Origin of the sequence: Pseudomonas sp. B2021 (assembly GCF_018135665.1) — a bacterium.
GTDB classification, from domain to species: domain Bacteria; phylum Pseudomonadota; class Gammaproteobacteria; order Pseudomonadales; family Pseudomonadaceae; genus Aquipseudomonas; species Aquipseudomonas lactis.
This window is the reverse complement of record NZ_SMOF01000001.1, coordinates 2,301,355-2,318,242: the sequence shown is the minus strand read 5'-3', so window position 1 is coordinate 2,318,242 and position 16,888 is coordinate 2,301,355. Positions and strand designations below refer to the sequence as shown.

At 59.8% G+C, this 16,888-nt stretch carries 15 protein-coding genes; 6 read left to right on the top strand and 9 right to left on the bottom strand.

Features of this window, described 5'->3' with window-relative positions; genetic code table 11:
• Positions 1 to 65: 65 nt before the first annotated feature.
• The 3 genes from mgtA to E1K68_RS10560 all read right to left on the bottom strand — a co-directional run bounded on the left by mgtA (position 66) and on the right by E1K68_RS10560 (position 4,810).
• On the bottom strand, positions 66 to 2,771 hold the full coding sequence (mgtA, locus tag E1K68_RS10570; RefSeq protein ID WP_094775428.1) for a magnesium-translocating P-type ATPase: 2,706 nt from the start codon (positions 2,769 to 2,771) through the stop codon (positions 66 to 68).
• A 549-nt stretch (positions 2,772 to 3,320) separates the two neighbouring features.
• A complete protein-coding gene (locus E1K68_RS10565) occupies positions 3,321 to 3,665 on the bottom strand; it encodes an antibiotic biosynthesis monooxygenase (protein WP_057710142.1) in 345 nt (114 codons plus the stop codon).
• Complete coding sequence (locus E1K68_RS10560) at positions 3,662 to 4,810, bottom strand: cytochrome P450 (protein WP_212614050.1); 1,149 nt, start codon at positions 4,808 to 4,810, stop codon at positions 3,662 to 3,664. Before E1K68_RS10560 ends, E1K68_RS10565 begins: the two co-directional genes overlap by 4 nt.
• A 74-nt stretch (positions 4,811 to 4,884) precedes the next feature.
• Between E1K68_RS10560 and E1K68_RS10555 the strand changes: the two genes are divergently transcribed.
• A complete protein-coding gene (locus E1K68_RS10555) occupies positions 4,885 to 5,622 on the top strand; it encodes a winged helix-turn-helix domain-containing protein (RefSeq protein ID WP_212614049.1) in 738 nt (245 codons plus the stop codon).
• 28 nt (positions 5,623 to 5,650) lie between these two features.
• Here the strand turns inward: E1K68_RS10555 and E1K68_RS10550 are convergent, their stop codons facing one another.
• The 3 genes from E1K68_RS10550 to E1K68_RS10540 form a co-directional block, all read right to left on the bottom strand.
• The gene (locus E1K68_RS10550) at positions 5,651 to 5,995 is read right to left on the bottom strand and encodes an FKBP-type peptidyl-prolyl cis-trans isomerase (protein WP_003190363.1); all 345 of its coding nucleotides are present in this window, start codon (positions 5,993 to 5,995) and stop codon (positions 5,651 to 5,653) included.
• A 247-nt stretch (positions 5,996 to 6,242) separates the two neighbouring features.
• Positions 6,243 to 6,863, bottom strand: coding sequence for a hypothetical protein (locus E1K68_RS10545; protein WP_003190361.1), 621 nt, complete (start codon positions 6,861 to 6,863; stop codon positions 6,243 to 6,245).
• Positions 6,864 to 6,941: 78 nt separating this feature from the next.
• On the bottom strand, positions 6,942 to 7,910 hold the full coding sequence (locus E1K68_RS10540; RefSeq protein WP_003190360.1) for a hypothetical protein: 969 nt from the start codon (positions 7,908 to 7,910) through the stop codon (positions 6,942 to 6,944).
• Between the two features lie 203 nt (positions 7,911 to 8,113).
• Between E1K68_RS10540 and E1K68_RS10535 the strand changes: the two genes are divergently transcribed.
• Both E1K68_RS10535 and E1K68_RS10530 read left to right on the top strand, forming a co-directional pair.
• Positions 8,114 to 9,610 carry a helix-turn-helix transcriptional regulator gene (locus E1K68_RS10535; protein ID WP_212614048.1) on the top strand — a complete coding sequence of 499 codons (1,497 nt, stop codon included), beginning with the start codon at positions 8,114 to 8,116 and terminating at the stop codon, positions 9,608 to 9,610.
• Positions 9,611 to 9,712: 102 nt separating this feature from the next.
• Positions 9,713 to 9,985, top strand: a complete 273-nt coding sequence (locus E1K68_RS10530; protein WP_003190355.1) for a DUF1652 domain-containing protein — start codon at positions 9,713 to 9,715, stop codon at positions 9,983 to 9,985.
• Here E1K68_RS10530 and E1K68_RS10525 read toward each other — a convergent pair.
• The 3 genes from E1K68_RS10525 to E1K68_RS10515 all read right to left on the bottom strand — a co-directional run bounded on the left by E1K68_RS10525 (position 9,948) and on the right by E1K68_RS10515 (position 12,245).
• Positions 9,948 to 11,141 (bottom strand): MFS transporter, encoded by a 1,194-nt coding sequence (locus E1K68_RS10525; RefSeq protein WP_034135282.1) that lies wholly within the window; start codon positions 11,139 to 11,141, stop codon positions 9,948 to 9,950. The two genes, E1K68_RS10530 and E1K68_RS10525, sit on opposite strands and share 38 nt — an antisense overlap.
• Positions 11,142 to 11,229: 88 nt before the next feature.
• Complete coding sequence (locus tag E1K68_RS10520; protein ID WP_003190352.1) at positions 11,230 to 11,538, bottom strand: RcnB family protein; 309 nt, start codon at positions 11,536 to 11,538, stop codon at positions 11,230 to 11,232.
• A 215-nt stretch (positions 11,539 to 11,753) separates the two neighbouring features.
• Positions 11,754 to 12,245, bottom strand: coding sequence for a transposase (locus E1K68_RS10515; RefSeq protein WP_052224669.1), 492 nt, complete (start codon positions 12,243 to 12,245; stop codon positions 11,754 to 11,756).
• A gap of 269 nt (positions 12,246 to 12,514) precedes the next feature.
• Between E1K68_RS10515 and E1K68_RS10510 the strand changes: the two genes are divergently transcribed.
• From E1K68_RS10510 to E1K68_RS10500, 3 genes are all read left to right on the top strand, one after another.
• Complete coding sequence (locus E1K68_RS10510) at positions 12,515 to 13,072, top strand: XRE family transcriptional regulator (protein WP_034135280.1); 558 nt, start codon at positions 12,515 to 12,517, stop codon at positions 13,070 to 13,072.
• Between the two features lie 11 nt (positions 13,073 to 13,083).
• Positions 13,084 to 14,430, top strand: a complete 1,347-nt coding sequence (locus E1K68_RS10505; RefSeq protein WP_192002579.1) for a glutamine synthetase family protein — start codon at positions 13,084 to 13,086, stop codon at positions 14,428 to 14,430.
• Positions 14,431 to 14,609: 179 nt separating this feature from the next.
• The gene (locus E1K68_RS10500) at positions 14,610 to 16,469 is read left to right on the top strand and encodes a DUF3857 domain-containing transglutaminase family protein (RefSeq protein ID WP_212614047.1); all 1,860 of its coding nucleotides are present in this window, start codon (positions 14,610 to 14,612) and stop codon (positions 16,467 to 16,469) included.
• Positions 16,470 to 16,888 lie beyond the last annotated feature (419 nt).

The window sequence follows — 16,888 nt, the reverse complement described above, 5'->3', positions numbered from 1 at the left end:
ACTGATACACCGCCATCGCGGGCAAGCCCGGCTCCCACAGGGTTTGCGGTGTTGCATGGCACTCACTACTGCCAGCCAAACCTGCGGATGTAGTAGCCTTTCACCGCTTGGGTCAGCGCCATGTACGCCAGCAAAATCACCGGCAGGAACACAAAGTACAGCGACGGCAGCGCCTGCAATTTGAAGTAATGCGCCAACGGCCCCATCGGCAGGAAAATCCCCACGGCCATGATCACGCCGGTCATCAGCATCAACGGCAGCGCTGCACGGCTTTGCAGAAACGGGATTTTCGGGGTGCGGATCATGTGCACGATCAGGGTCTGGGTCAGCAGCCCCACCACAAACCAGCCGGATTGGAACAGCGTCTGGTGGTCTGGCGTGTTGGCATCAAACACATACCACATGAGTGCGAACGTGGTGATGTCGAAGATCGAACTGATCGGCCCGAAAAACAGCATGAAGCGCCCCACCTCGCCTGGCTGCCAGCGTTGTGGCGTGGCAAGCATCTCGTCATCGACGTTGTCGAACGGAATCGCGATCTGCGAGATGTCATACAGCAGGTTTTGCACCAGCAGGTGCATCGGCAGCATCGGCAAAAACGGGATGAAGGCACTGGCCACCAACACCGAGAACACGTTGCCGAAGTTGGAACTGGCGGTCATCTTGATGTACTTGAGCATGTTGGCGAAGGTGCGCCGGCCTTCCAGTACGCCCTCTTCCAGGATCATCAGGCTCTTCTCCAGCAGGATGATGTCGGCCGCTTCCTTGGCGATGTCCACCGCACTGTCCACCGAAATACCGATATCCGCCGTGCGCAACGCCGGAGCATCGTTGATGCCATCGCCCATAAAGCCCACCACATGCCCGTTGTCCTTGAGCAGGCGCACGATGCGTTCCTTGTGGCTGGGGGTGAGCTTGGCAAACACATTGGTAGTTTCCACGGCCAGGGCCAGTTCGGCGTCGCTCATGGCTTCGATGTCGTTGCCCATCAGCAAGCCTTGTTGTTCCAGGCCCACTTCGCGGCAGATCTTCGCCGTGACCAGTTCGTTGTCGCCGGTCAACACTTTGACCGCCACGCCGTGGGCCTTCAGGGCCTTGAGGGCGGGTGCGGTGCTCTCTTTGGGTGGGTCGAGAAACGCCACGTAGCCGATCAGCGTCAGGTTGTTCTCATCGGCCAGGGTGTAGGTGTCTCGTCCTGCCTGCATCGGCTGCGCCGCGACCGCCACCACCCGCAGCCCTTCTTCGTTAAAGGCTGCGGTCACCTGGCGAATGCGCGCCAGCAGTTCGTCGGTCAGCACTTCATCGACGTCGCCATGGCGCACGCGGTTGCATACCGACAAAATCTCTTCCACCGCCCCCTTGCAGATCAACAGGTGCGGTTGGTGCTGCTCGGCCACCACCACCGACATGCGGCGGCGGTTGAAGTCGAAGGGAATCTCGTCAACCTTGTGGAACGCGGTGCCGACTTTCAGCTCGCGATGGATGTCCACATGCTCAAGCACGGCCACATCCAACAGGTTTTTCAAGCCGGTCTGGTAGTAGCTGTTGAGGTAGGCCATTTCCAGCACGTCGTCCGCTTCCTGGCCCCACACGTCCACATGGCGCGCCAGGAAAATCTTGTCCTGGGTGAGCGTGCCGGTTTTGTCGGTGCACAGCACGTCCATCGCGCCGAAGTTCTGGATCGCGTCCAGGCGCTTGACGATCACCTTCTTGCGCGACAGAAATACCGCACCCTTGGCCAGGGTCGAGGTGACGATCATGGGCAGCATTTCCGGGGTCAGGCCCACCGCTATCGACAGCGCAAACAACAACGCCTCGGTCCAGTCGCCTTTAGTGAACCCGTTGATGAACAGCACCAGCGGCGCCATCACGAACATAAAGCGAATCAGCAACCAACTGACCTTGTTGACCCCCTGCTGGAACGAGGTGGTCGCACGGTCCGTCGCCGTGACGCGTTGCGCCAGGGCACCAAAGTACGTGCTGTTGCCGGTGGCCAGGACCACCGCCGTGGCGGCGCCGGACACCACGTTGGTGCCCATGAACAGAATATTCTCCAGTTCCAGCGGGTTGCGTGTGTGGGCGTCCTGCTGGTGGGCGAACTTCTCCACTGGCATGGATTCACCGGTCATCGCCGCCTGGCTGACGAACAAGTCCTTGGCGCTGAGCACGCGGCAGTCCGCGGGGATCATGTCGCCGGCCGACAACACAATCAGATCGCCCGGCACCAGTTGCTTGATCGGCAGTTCAATGCGCTTGGCAGCATCGCGGCGCAGCACCGTCGCGGTATTGCTCACCATGGCCTTCAAGGCATCGGCGGCCTTGTTCGACTTGGCCTCCTGCCAGAAGCGCAACAGGGTCGAGAGCACCACCATGGAGAAAATCACCGTGGCGGCCTTCATGTCTTCGGTCAGCCAGGAGATCACCGCCAACAGGGTCAGCAGCAGGTTGAAAGGGTTCTTGTAGCAATGCCACAGGTGCACCCACCACGGCAGCGGCTGCTCGTGCTCGACTTCATTGAGGCCGTATTGCATACGCAGGGCGTCGGCTTCCTGGGTGTTCAGGCCCTCGGCGTGGCTGCCCAGTACACCCAGCAATTGCACGGTGCTGCGGTTGGCAGATGCCACCAGTGTCTGCGCCAGGCTAGGCGGTACTTCGCGGCTGACGCTGGCGTCGGTCACGGTCTCCAGCATCGCCAGGCGGCGAAAATGCCGGGCGATATGCCGGGTCCGCAGGAAACCGGCGAAGAACTCTTTGAGCAAAGTGAGGTTCATGGTGTAACTCCTGCGCGAGGAAAAACCGTCGTGCAGGTACTGCCCGTCCACACCGCGCCCGTCACACAGGCACAGCCGAACCTGGCCCGCCCGCCGTAACAGGCAGGCGCGTCCGTAGCATCCAGGCGTTACCCAGGTGCTGGTCAGCGTCGATGAGAGGGAATCAGGCAGGCGCCAGGACTGGCCACCGCCGGGATGCCGCTTCTCGCTTTGTGAGGCGAGACAACGGCATCTGGAAAATGCGCGTTACCTTGCCAAGAGGCCGGTTACCGAAACCGGCCGACGACTGTCACTCGAACAAGTACCCACTGAGGGTCTCCGCTATTGATGAAAACGCGCGAAGCTTACGCCCCGATGTTGGCGGAGTAAACCGTAGGAAAGTGCCTGCATGGTGAATAAGAAAATTCTTCAGGATGGGTTCAGGTAACAACCGTAGGAGCGAGCTTGCTCGCGAAAAACGCCAACGATAACGCGTGCTTGCTGTGTGAACGCGGCGCCTTCGAGTTTTTCGCGAGCGGGCTCGCTCCTACAGAAGGCGGTGTGCTGCTTTTACTCATGCGCCTGCCTGCTGTCGGTCGGCGCTTGAGCACGGTCCTCGAGACTGTAATCGCGCACCACCTGGGCAATGCGCAGGTGGTAGTCAGCAAAAACCTGCCGACGGCCTGTTGACTGAGCGGCTCGATGTAGCTCAAGGCTGCGCCACTGCTGAATGGCTGCCTCGTCACGCCAGAATGATAGGGAGAGTAGTTTTGAAGGTTCACTCAGGCTCTGGAAACGCTCAACTGAAATAAAGCCATCGATTTGAGCGAGCAGAGGCTTGAGTTCGGCAGCGAGGTCGAGATAACGCTGGTAGTGCTCCTCATGTGGCCAGGCTTCAAAAATAACAGCGATCATTGTTGAGTCTCCTCATCACGGTAGAACCTCGGGATGCGGCCATTAAGGGAAGGCAGATAATCCCAGCGATAAGCAAGGGCAGATAAGTCTGGCCGTCGATGCAAGAATGCCGAAATCACCTCTGAGGCAATAGCCAATGCCAAGGGCTGGCCTGGGCATTGATGCCTGCCTGCGCCGAAGCTGAAGGTTCGTCGTTGAGTTCGTTTGAGCAAGAAGCTGTCGGGGTCTGGGTTGACGGCGGGATCTCGGTTGGCAGCAGCAAGCAATAGTAAAACGGTATCGCCCGCCTCTAGAACGCTGCCGCCAATCGTGCAGCGCTGTGCAACGAAGCGCCGGGTGTTTTGTACCGGTGAGTCGTGGCGCGCTACCTCTGCCACCCACTCAGCGACGCGCATCGGGGTAGCTTGCAGGTCAGGGTTTCGTTGGAGCGCTATGAGGGTGTTGCCGATCAGGCCGGCAGTGGCTTCGCAGGTCTGTGACAACAGCCCAATCAGATTCGCTATCAACGCCTCATCGTCTTTCCAGGCTGAGGCTTGGTATTCGCCATAAAGACGCTCCAACACGCCGCTGCCCTTATCATCGTTACTCAGCAGCACCTGAAACATCTGCCTCAGCCGAGCCGCCCCGCAATGGGCTGCACTGAGTTGAGCTTCGTCGCTCAATGGCGATAGGCAGGCGACAAACTCCCATGTCAGTTGCGCGACTTCCTGCAACTGGCTGGGTGCAAAACCTATCAAGGTCGCAATGACCGAAACCGGTAACCTGAACATCCACTCGTTCGGGTTACCGACGGGGTCATCCAATGTCTCGACAACCTGCGCCACAATGCCTGCGAGATTTTCGGTTCCTAACGAGCCCAAGGCCGGCTCGATAACCATCCGGGGGCAGCGGTGTTGCGCCCCCTCGTTCATACGCATCAAACGACCAAAGATATCGCCTGCCGCGCCTTGAGCAATGGCCGCTGGAATCGGCTCGTGCAGTGGGCGTACAAGGCAGTCGGGATGCTCCAGGATGGCCTCGACAACGCTGGCGCCACTGGCAATCCATAAACCAAGATCTGCATCAAAGACCAGTTCACTGTGTCGTCTGAGGCGTGCGTAATAATCGTAGGGGTCGGCATGGGTAACGGCTTCAAACGGCGTCATTTTGGCAGTCCTTTTCGCAAAGAACGGCTACTATCGAACAACCGTCACACCGACAATTCGCTCAGGAACGAAATATGGATTCCCAAAGCAATGACACCGCCATTTCGCGTGTCGCCGGCGCGATTGCCGAACCTGCAAGGACGAAAATGCTGTGCTCGCTGATGGACGGCCACGCCCGCACCAGTACCGAACTGGCCGTCATCGCCGACGTCAGTGCTTCTACGGCGAGCGCGCACTTGGCAAGGCTGAAAGAGGACGGTTTGATAAAACTGCACACCCAGGGCAGGCACCGCTACTTCAGCCTGACAGACGCGCACGTGGCCCAAGCAATCGAAGCCCTCATGGTGATCAGCCGAAACGCTCAGACCGGGTTTGTTTCGACTACCCCCAGTCGGTTGCAGCTCGCGCGAACCTGTTATGACCACATGGCGGGGTCCTTGGCGGTACAACTGCACGACTATTTCCTCGACTCCGGCTGGCTGAGCATGTCGGACGCGGGTGACGGTACGTATCAGCTCAGCGTGGAGGGCGAAAAAGCGATGACAGGCCTCGGTATCGAGGTAGAAACCGTAAGGGCGCAGCGGCGTCGTTTCGCTTGCGCATGCCTGGACTGGAGCATGCGCCGCCCTCACCTCGCCGGCGCACTGGGGGCCGCTGTGCTACAGGCCGTCATCAGCCGCAAATGGGTTATCCAGGACCTTGATAGCCGGGCGCTGGCGGTGACGCCCAAGGGGCGAAATGAGCTGTCGGGCAGGTTTGGGATCAGGGTTGAAGAGCCAGAACTGAAGCGCTCAGGCAGCGCCTGCGCATAACGCCAAGCACCGTCCATGTTCGGCCACCTCAATCATCCCGCGTCAGCACTTCCAACAATTCGATCTCGAAACGCAGGTTACTGTTGGGTTTGATATGCGCGCCCATCGAGCGCTCGCCATAGGCCAGGTGCGCCGGTACATACAACGTGCGCACGCCGCCAACCTGCATGCCCATCAAGCCCTGGTCCCACCCCTTGATCACGCGGCCAGTGCCGATCACGCACTGGAACGGTTTGCCCCGCTCCCAGGAGGAATCGAACACCGTGCCATCTTCCAGGGTGCCGGTGTATTGGGTGGTGATCAGCGCGCCCTTGACCACGGCTTTGCCGTCGCCCAGGCGGATGTCGGTGACCTGCAGTTCGTCGTTGCTCATGGGGTTCTCATTGAAGGGGTGAAGGGCTGGGGTTTTCCCAGAATCGGATGGGTTTGGCAAGTGCAGGGGAATGGCCAGCGTGATGGTGAACCGTTCGCTGGAATGCATACAGCCGCGTTAACACAATCCAATGTGGGAGCTGGCTTGCCTGCGAAGGCGGCGTGTCAGTCAATGCATCTGTGTCTGCACTACCGCTTTCGCAGGCAAGCCAGCTCCCACAATTGAATCTGCATGCATCCAGAAGCCTTTACAACCAATGCCAGAACCGGCTCCAGAACCCTCGCCCCAACTCATCCTTGCACCCGGCATATTGGCGCGCATACATCTGCGAACGCGCTTGCACCTTGCTTGCCACCGGTGGCAGCCAGGCTTTGCTGGCGTAGGTGCGCTGGCGGTAGCCGCCCCAGCCTTCGTGGTAGTTCAGGTACTGACCATAGGCGTCGTATTTGTAGACACCGTTGATGGTGTAGGTCTTGTCCATGTACCAGCCGATAAAGTCGATGGCGTCGTCGAAGTCTTCGCGATCAGCGCCGCTGCGGCCGGTGGCTTTGCGGTAGTCGTTCCACACTTCATCCTTGGCCTGGGCATAGCCGGAAGCGGTGGAGACGCGGCCCCAGGGAATGATCCACAGCAGGTATTTACGCGGGGTCTTGGCGTCGTGGCGAAAGCCCGACTCCTGATACATGATCGCGAACGGCACCTGGATCGGTACGCCCCAACGCTTTTGCGTGACTTTGGCGGCGTCGTACCAGTCGTCTTTTTCGCGCAAGATACCGCAGAGGTCGTTGGGCGTGCGTGGCGGCGAGGTGCCGCACGCCGCCAACAGGGAAGTGAGTAATAACAGTCCGACGGCTTTGCCTGCGCTCAAGGGGCACCTTTGTGGGATAAGGGTAAAATGCCAGCATTTTACCCCTTCACACAGGCGGCGTCCTTGCCGCAGACAGTTTTAAGCCAAGGGCACGCGACGGGTAGTCAGCGCGATACGACCGATAAAGAAGCTCAAGGCCGCGCCCAACAGCAGCATGGCCAAGGTGCTCCAGGCCGCGCGGGACAGTTGCTTGGCTGCGACTTCACCGGCTTCACGGGCTTTCTGTTCCGCCTGTTTTTTCAGCTCATCGACCTTTTGCATGGCTTGCTGATAAGCCTGGGCATAGTTGTCGACGATCTGGGTGGCTTCTTCTTTGCTCTTGCCAGTGCGGGCCGCGACGATGTTGACCAGCGCCTCTTTATCCGCTGCATTCAGGGCTGGCTCGCCGGACGCTTTCACACGTTCGAACCACTGCTTGAGCTCATCACCGGCCTGGGCAGGGTTGGTCGCTGCATCGGTGGCCGACTGCTTGCCATCGGCTGCTGCCTGATCGGCTTTTTGCTCAACATTGGCAGGGTCCAGCTCAGCCTTGCCGCTCTGCTTGAGCAAGGTATCCAGTTGGCCTTGCAGGCTGTTCCAGTCCAGCTCGATGCCCTGCTCGTTCAACTGCTGCTTGATGCTATTGCCAATCCCCGGCGCGGCGGCAGCAATGCCACTGCCAGCTGCGGACAGGCCTTTGCCCACCACGTTGCCGGCAGTGCCGACCACGCTGGACGCCAGGCCCGCCAGCAGCCAAGTGGTGAGCAAGGTGGTCAGGGTCCAGGTCAGCACCCCATGCAGGCCGCCACGATCCGGTGCCGTGCGGCCGGCCACGAACGCGCCCAATGCGATGGCGACCAGTGTCGATACAAACAACCAGATACCCGCACCCGTGCCAAAACCGCTCAACGGGTTGCCCGCTTCCATCGGGTCAACGGCACTGGCGCCAATGGCGGTGCCCAACACACTCAAGACCAGGTAGGTGACCAGTGCGATTGCACTACCGGCCAATACCGAGCTCCACGACACACGAAACAGCGATCGATTGGATTCATAGACAGTGGTCATACAAAGGTCCTTTTCAAATTGAGGAGCAAGGCAATGCGCCTTGATGGGTGTGAGTGTGGCGAAACGACATACGTTCAGTCCTGGCCCATATGCACCAGGCAGCCTGGTGCATTCGCACTGCCCCGTAGGCAATTACTCTGCACTATCCTGAAGCCGGGATGTCGTAACCCAATGTGCCTTGCCCTGCCCTAATCGGAGACGTTATGACCCAGGATGTTCTCGCCAAAGAAACCAACCGCCGCCAACTGCAAACCATCATCTCCGGGCTGTCCGACGGTGTGATCCTGGCCGAGGTCGACCAGACCATTCTCTGGGCCAATGAAGCGGCGTTGACCATGCATGGGGTCAGCGAGGTCAAGGAACTGGGCGCCAATACCGAGGCGTACGCCAAGCGCTTTGCCCTGCGCTACCGCAACAACCACCCCTTGGCACTGGACAGCTACCCCCTCAGCCGCGTGGCCGCCGGTGAAGAGTTCAGCGATGTGGTGGTGGAGGTCACACCCGCCGACGACGAACACCGCAGTTGGGTGCATCGCCTGCGCAGCCTGGTGCTGACCGACGCCCAGGGTGAGCCGGAGTTGCTGGTGCTGATCCTCAGCGACGCCACCGAATGGGCCAGCGCCGAGCAACGCTTCGAGAAAACCTTCAACGCCAACCCGGCGCCCGCCGTGATCTGCCGCCTCAGCGACTTGCGCTACATCAAGGTCAACCAGGGTTTTTTGGAGATGACCGGCTATAACCGCGACCAGGTCATCGGCAAATCCGTGTATGAGCTGGATGTGCTGGAACAGGCCGAGCGCAAGGACCTGGCGATCCAGCGCCTGGGCGAAGGCGCGACCATCCCGCAGATGCAGGCCGAACTGAGGCTGCCCGAAGGTGGCAGCAAACTGGTGATCGTCGCCGGCCAACCGTTGGACATGAACGAGGAAGACTGCATGCTGTTTTCCTTCACGGACCTTGAGCCGCGGCGCAAAGCCGAAATCGCCCTGCGCCAGAGCGAAGAGCGCTTCGCCAAATCCTTCCGTCTGACGCCCGTGCCGACCCTGGTGTGCAGTGCCGACAACCGCCAGGTGGTGGACATCAACGAAGCCTTCATGAGCATCACCGGCTACATCAGCGAAGAACTGATCGGCAAATCCATCGAAGACATCAACTTCATCGACAGCCCCCAGGCCGGCGCGCAGTTGTTCGCCACCCTGGAAAAAGCCGGCAACCTTGAAGGCCAGGACCTCAAGGTACGCAAGAAAGGCAACGAGGTGATCGACTGCGTGGTGTCCGCCGACACCGTGGTTATTGAGGACGTACCCTGCTACCTGATGGTGCTGATGAACATTACCGAGCGCAAACGCTCGGAGCTGGAACTGGTGGCGGCCATCGAGGAAGTCATGCAGGACGCGTCCTGGTTCAGCCAGACCCTGATCGAGAAGCTGGCCAACGCTAAGAGCGTCAACAGCCCCAACCTGCCGAACGTTTCCTTCACCGACCTCACCGCCCGCGAGCGCGATGTGTTGGGCCTGATCTGCGAGGGCCTGGCGGACAAAGAGATCGCCTCGCGCCTGAAACTGGCGCCCAACACCGTGCGTAACCATGTGGCCACGGTGTATTCCAAGCTGGGGGTGCACAGCCGTAGTGCAGCGATCGTCTGGGCCCGTGAACGCGGGCTGTTTGCCGGTGATTTGCGCCTGAAAAACAAACCCTGACCCTGCAAATGCACTAGTGCGACTAGTGCGAATTCGCCTTATTGAGCGGCGGTGCAAGCAATAACCTTCAAGGGATCGTATTTATGCCTAGAAGGAACCCGCATGTTTACCCTCTCTCAACTGCGCAACTGCATCGAAGAAGGCCTGTCACCGCTGACGTGCGAATTCACCCTGTGCCGGGACGCGTCCTTGACCCTCAAGGTCTACGACGCCGAGACCGGTCGTGTCGACTTGGTGGTGACCGGCATCAGCACCAACCGCCTGCAGACCCCGCAGGAAGTGGCGAAAATGGTGGATGAATTGCGCTACGAGCTGCAAAGCAACAACGTCGGCAAGCTCACGCTGGATGATCTGCCTTTATCGCCGCTCCCATGAAATAAAACACTCCGCCTGCAACGATAAACGCCCCCAGCATGTAGAACATGTAATGGGCTGGCAGGCTGGCCAACACCAGGCCACACAGCACCGGCCCCAACGCGGCGCCGAGGTTGGACAGGTTTTGCGCCCCGTAATACATGCCCCGCAGGTGGTCCGGGGCAATTCGGTCGATAAACATGTACTCGGCCGGGAACACGATGATCTCCCCGACGGTGAACACCGCCATCGCCAGCACCCAGCCCACCACGCTGGTGGACAGCCCGAATCCGATCAACCCCAGCATGAACATGCTCAAGCCAGCGATCAGCCACTGGCTCAGGTAACGGTGCGAGATGCGCCGGCCAATCAAGTACTGCAAGGCAATCACTAGCACGGCATTGGTGGTCAGCACCGCGCTGATCACCGTGTAGGTGTATTCGGCGGTCGTGGTGGTCACCAGGTACTGCGACAGGTAGGCCGTGAACTGGCCGAACACCACCGCGCTGAGTAAACCGCCGAGGGTGAAGCACACCAGGCGACGGTCCTGCAGCAAAACGCGGGCGACGGCGAGAAACGGCACCGGCTTTTGCGTGGTGTCCACAGTGGCCAAGTTACGGTCACCCCAGCGCCCATACAGCAGAAAAAAAACCAGCCCCAACAGCGCCGACAGAATAAACGGCAGGCTGATATCCAGCTTGGCCACCATCGCGCCAAAGAACGGCCCTACGGCATAGCCGATATTGGTGAGGGTGTACTTGATGGAAAACACTTCGCTGCGCGCGTCTTCGGGCAGCAGGCTGGCGAAGCCGGCTTTCACCGCAATATCGATGACGGCATAGGCCAGGTTGATCAGGATCAAGCAGCCATAGAATGCCCAGATATTCTGCGCCAGCACCGTGCCGATAAACCCCAGCACAAACACCAGGCTCAAGCCGAGCAACAGCCGATAGCTATTGATGCGGTCGACCAGGAAACCGCCGTAGACACTCAGTAGCGAACCGACGATCAGCGAACTGCCGATTACCAGGCCGACCTGGGTAATGTCCAAGGCGAAATGGCTGGTGAGGTAGATCACGAGGTAAGGAAAGGTGATGGCCTTGGCCAGCGTCAGCAGCAACGTGGCGCACAGCAACAGGTTCACGGTGCGGGGGTAGTTTCTTATGGTGGCAAGCATCCTGCTCTCGTTCTTCAAAGGTAACGCGACCATCGCGGTCGGTTACCTTAACGCAAGAAACATAAAACGAGCAGGTGCCCCCGCGGGATTATTTCTTGACTGGCGTAATCTCGAGGATGGTGCCGTTGGTGGTCTTGAGCAGGACGTACTTGTCGCCTACACGCGCCCACTGGCTTTCTTCTTCAGGCTGCTTGAGGCCGTGTTTTTTCCAATCGCTGATGGCCGACTCCTTGCGCATCAGGATATCCGGCGCACGGTCGCCCTCTTTCAAGTCGCGAGCGTTGATGTTTGAAGGTTGCACGGTTTCCTGAGGGGTATCGCCGGCCTGCACTACAGCGCTGACAGTGGAAAAGCTGGCAGCGACCAGCAAGCAAGCGGCTAAGGTTTTCGACTTCATGGGTGCTCCTTCAATTAATGGTGCGTACTCAGGTTCCGACCGCGGCGGCGCGCAATCATTCAGCCTTGTTTCCTGTGGCCAGAGATTGCTCCCGCTGGGCTGCGCAGCAGCCCCAAAAAGCCACACCTCGCATCCACTGAACGTATGCGGTGAATGGGTTGGGGCCGCTTCGCTGCCCAGCGGGAGCAAGCTCCCTCGCCACAAGGGGTACGTCGTTATAGCCAGGCGGCGTCCCAGAGTGAGTAGTCGCCAACATGCTCGACCAGTCCGGCTCGCAGTGGGTTGGCGATGATGTAGCGAGCAGCCTTGATAAGGTCTTCATCGGCCCGCACCGCACGATCGTGATAGCCGTACTGCCAGAAAGCTCCGTGTGTACGACGAGCTCGGTTGATGGCCAGTGTGCTGCACGACTTCACTCGTTTCATCACCTCAGGCAGCGTCGCGTCTCGCAGTTCAAATAACCAGTGAAGGTGGTCCGGCATAATGACCCAGGCCAGCGAGTTGACCAGTCCAAGGTCATGGGCTCGTTTAAGCTCGGCAACCAATAGCCGCCCCAGGTAAAGATCGGCAAACACCGGGCGACGTTGATAAACCACGGCAGTTACCAAATAAGCTCGGCCAGGTTCTGAATAACGGCCACGTCGTAACAAATGAGAATTGGGTTTGTGAAGCAATCCTTTGCTCCCCTGAATGGTTGAATGGTCCATTCAACCTAGCAGGCACCTGAGATGTCCCTGCTCAATACAGTTTCCCCATATTTCCCAATCCTTTGTGGCGAGGGAGCTTGCTCCCGCTGGGCTGCGCAGCAGCCCCAAAAAGCCACACCGCGCATCCACTGAACGCATGCGGTGAACGGGTTGGGGCCGCTTCGCTGCCCAGCGGGAGCAAGCTCCCTCGCCACAAAAGTTTGTGCATAGGGTTTGCGAGCGTGAAAATAATCGTGTAATTTTTCATGAAATTATTCAATATAAATTTCATGACCCCACAAGAAGAACTCGCCACCCTCGCGGCGCTGATCCACGACCTGCGCAAGCACAAGAAGCTCACCCTGGCCCAACTTGCGCAAAAAATCGAACGGTCGGTGGGATTTCTGTCCCAGGTAGAACGTGGCCTGTCGCGCCCGACTGTGGCCGATTTAACCGCCATCAGCCACGCCCTGGACGTACCCACCACCTATTTCTACAGCCTGCCCAAACCCAAAGCGGTGGACTGGGTCACCCGCCCCAACGAGCGGCGCACGGTGTATTACGCCAATGGCATCACCGACATCCTGGTGTCGCCGAGCATGAACGGCGCGTTCTCGATGCTCGACAGCCTGTTGGCACCCGGTGCCAACAGCGGCGAACAGACTATGAGCGACCGCGCCGAACAGGCTGGTTTTGTGCTCGAAGGCGAGTTGACCCTGTGGGTGGATGGCGAGGCCGATCCGGTCACCCTCGGCCCCGGCGACAGTTTCCACCTCGCCAGTTTCGCCCACTGCCGCTACGCCAACCTGACCGACCTGCCCGCCCGCGTCTTGTGGGTTTACAACTAGGAGCTGCACCCGTGAAAAGCCAATCCTCCACGTTGCTGGCCGAAGTACGCAGCTTTCGCCAGAACCATCCCGACGTGCGCTATGTCGACCTGATCGCCCTGGATATTCCCGGGCATTTCTATGGCAAGCGCTACCCGGTGGAGATGCTTGAGAAAGTCGCCGCCGGCAGCCCGCTGAAGCTGCCGCAGAATGCGGTATTGCTGGGGGCTCAGGGTGGGCTGTTCAAGATTGGCGACTACTGCTTCAACGATGGCGACCCGGACGCCAACCGCCGATTGGTGCCGGGCACGCTCAAGCCGGTGAACTGGGAGTCGCAGCCATTGGGGCAAATGCTCATCACCTCGGACGGCACCCAAGCGCCCATCGAATTCGAACCCCGCGAAGTCCTGGCCAAAGTGCTGGAACGCTTGCAGCACCAGGGCATTCACCCCGTGGTGGCGTTTGAGCTGGAGTTCTACCTGTTCGATAAACAGCTGGAAAACGGCCTGCCGCAATTTGCCCGCGACCCGCTCAGCGGGGATGCCGACGACCAGCCCAACCTGCATATCGAACGGCTGTCGCGTTTCAGCGACGTGCTCGACGACATGGCGCAAACCGCCAAGGACCAAGGCATCGACATCACGGTGATCACCGCCGAAATCGGCCCCGGCCAGTTCGAGATCAACTTCGGCCACTGCGACGACGGCCTGCGCGCCGCCGACTGGGCCGCCCTGTTCTGCCGCAGCACCCGTGGCGTGGCGCTCAAGCAGGGTTACCGCGCCAGCTTCATGGCCAAGCCCTACCTGCAATTTCCCGGCAGTGGCATGCATGTGCATGTGAGCCTTTACGACGCAGCGGGCAATAACTTGCTCGCGGCCCATCAGCAGCAGCCATTGCGCCACGCCGTAGCCGGTTGCCTGGAATTGCTGCCCCACTGCATGCCGATTTTCTCGCCCAACCACAATGCCTTCCGCCGCCTGGGCGGCACGGTCAACGCTGCGACGCGGGCGAGCTGGGGCTTTGAAGACCGCGATGCTTGTGTGCGCATCCCCGAGTCCGACCCGCGCAACCTGCGGATCGAGCACCGCCTGGCCAGCGCCGATGCCAACCCTTACCTGGTGCTGGCGGCGATCCTGGTGGGCCTGGAGCATGGCCTTGAGACCAAGCGTGAACCCATCGCACCACTGAACGAAGACCGCAACAGCGGCACCGATTTCCCGGTGGAAATGCTCGACGCCGTGCGTGCCATGCAGCAGCAACCGGTACTGCGCGACAAGCTGGGCGCGGAATTTGTCGACGTGTATTGCGAGAACAAACGCCAGGATCACTTGGCTTTCCAGCAAGAAATTCATGCGCACGAATATCGCTGGTTTCTCTAAGGACGCGCCGCGATGGCGGCATAAAAACCTTGATCTAAATCAAGTAAAGGCTCTAGCACGGGCCTTTCAGGCTTAAGAATTGTCGAACAATCCTGGCCTTTGCCGTTGAGATCCATTATCATCCGGCGCCTTCTCGCTACCCGCCGGGTAGCTGTTTCAATGTGTCACCCGAGGCGCCCATGTACCGTTTTTCGTTTCACCGCCCTTTGATTGCTATCAGTCTGGGGCTGGTTTCCCATTCCGTCAGCGCTGCACTGCAACCCCTAGCCGAAGCCCCACTGGCCAACGACACCGAATTGCACTGCCACTTCAACCGCGACGCCAGCACCGACTGCACCACCACCTACCGCTACACGATCCTCAAACCCAACGGCCGCGAAATGCTCTCGCGCATCGATTTCGATTACTCCGAAGGCGATACCTTTGAAGTGATCAGCGCCCAGTCCACCCAGCCTGGCGCCAAGCCGGTCGCCCTCGCCGCCACGCAAATCGATACCCGCAGCGCGCCCAACCCAGACCAGGGTTTCAGCCGCGATAAGCAAACCTCCCTGGCCTTCCCCAACCTGCGCGTGGGCACAAAGATCCGCTACACCGTACGCCACCACTATCCGGCCAAACCGCTGATGAGCCAGTTCCATTACGTGCTCAAGTTCGGCCCCGGCGCGGCCCGCCGTGATCGTTTCAAGGCGCGCTTTACCGCCGAACGCCCGCTCCAGTGGCGTAGTGAAATGTTCGACGCCTTCAACGTGACCCCTTCGAGCAACGGCAAAACCCTGGACGTGGCGCTTAAAGCGCCGATCTACCTCAACTACATCAATGAATCCTCCGCCGCCGCGCTGCTGCGCGTCCCACGCCTGGAAGTAGGCAGCGCCGTGGACCGCCAGGCGTACTTCGGTGATTTTGCCCAGCGTTACAACCAGATCCTCGGCGTCAACCTGCCGGCGCAAGCCGCCGCCGCCGTGGCCGCCGCACGCAGCCTGGCGCCGGCTGAGCAAGTGGCCGCGCTGATGCAGCACATCAATGATCATTACCGCTACCTGGGCGACTGGCGCGCCAGCGAGCGTGGTTATGTGCCGTTCAGCCTGGTGGAAATCGAGCAGCACGGCTACGGCGACTGCAAGGACCTGGCGACCCTGCTGACGGCCATGCTCAAGGCCAGCGGCATCAAGGCAGAGACCGCGTGGGTCAGCCGTGGCGACGTGGTCGATGCCCTGCTGATTCCTGGCACACAGGCGCCCAACCACGCCATCGTGCGTGCCGAAGTGAATGGCCAGGTGTGGTGGCTTGACCCGACCAACCCGGTCTTCGCCCCTGGCCAGACCATGCCCGATATTCAGGACCGCTGGGTGTTGGTCAACGACGCCCAGGGCCAAGTGCGCGAAGAACACATCCCACTGGAACGCCCCGAAGTCTCGATACGCCTGGACAAACAGGTGCAGTACGGCAAAGAGGGAGATGGCGCGGTCAAGGCGACTATTACCTTCAGCCGCCTGCCGCTGATGCAACTGAGCGTCGCCGACCGCCAGCAAGGCACCACCGCCACCGACCAGAACATCTGCGCCAACTTCGGCAACGACATCAGCGACTGCCAGATCACCCGCGACCCCACCAGTTTTGTGGTACATGACGGCTACAGCGTCAGCGCCCGCATGAACGATCAGCGCGCCCTGGAAAAACTGGCCAATGACTATGTCTACACCGACCCGTCCTTGAAAGACCGCTGGGAAGGTTACGTCAACTATCGTCGCCAGGGGCAACAGGCCGACCTCTACCTGGGCAACCCCGAAACCTATGACTACACCTACACCCTGGCAGGCGGGAAGATGGAAAAAGCCATCCCCGGCTGCAAGGTGCGCTCGCCCTGGTACGACCTCGACCTGGACGGAAAACTGGAAGACGGCTCACTGCGCTATCACTATCGCCTGAGCCAGAAAAAACGTTGGCTGACCCATGCCGAAGTCACCAGCGATGCGTTCGGCAAGATGATTGAAGAAGCTCGGGCCTGTGCCGAGCAGGTGCATCAGGTGGTGAAGCTCTAGACTATCCCTGACACAACACAGTCCAAATGTGGGAGCTGGCTTGCCTGCGATAACGGCGGGTCAGCTTGCACATGAGTGGCTGATACATCGCCATCGCAGCATAGGTATCTACACAACCTTGGAGGTTGTTGCAGCCAACGGTAACCACGATGCGAAGCGAGCCGCTCTTGATCTGCTTTTGATCTTGATCTCAGGCGCCCCGTTAAACCACGCTGGCCGGAATTCGACAGGGATTTGGGGGGTAAACCGGCAGGGATGCCGGTGGATTTCGGGCACACCGAGCCTAAGCGAGGTGCCGAGTGGTGGGGCAAGAGCCTTTTGCTTACTTTTGGCTGGGCCGGCATTCCGGCTCCTTTCAAAAGTGAGCCGCTGTCAGAGCGGAACCCTAAGTGGCCGTTACCGCAGGAATGGATATGTAC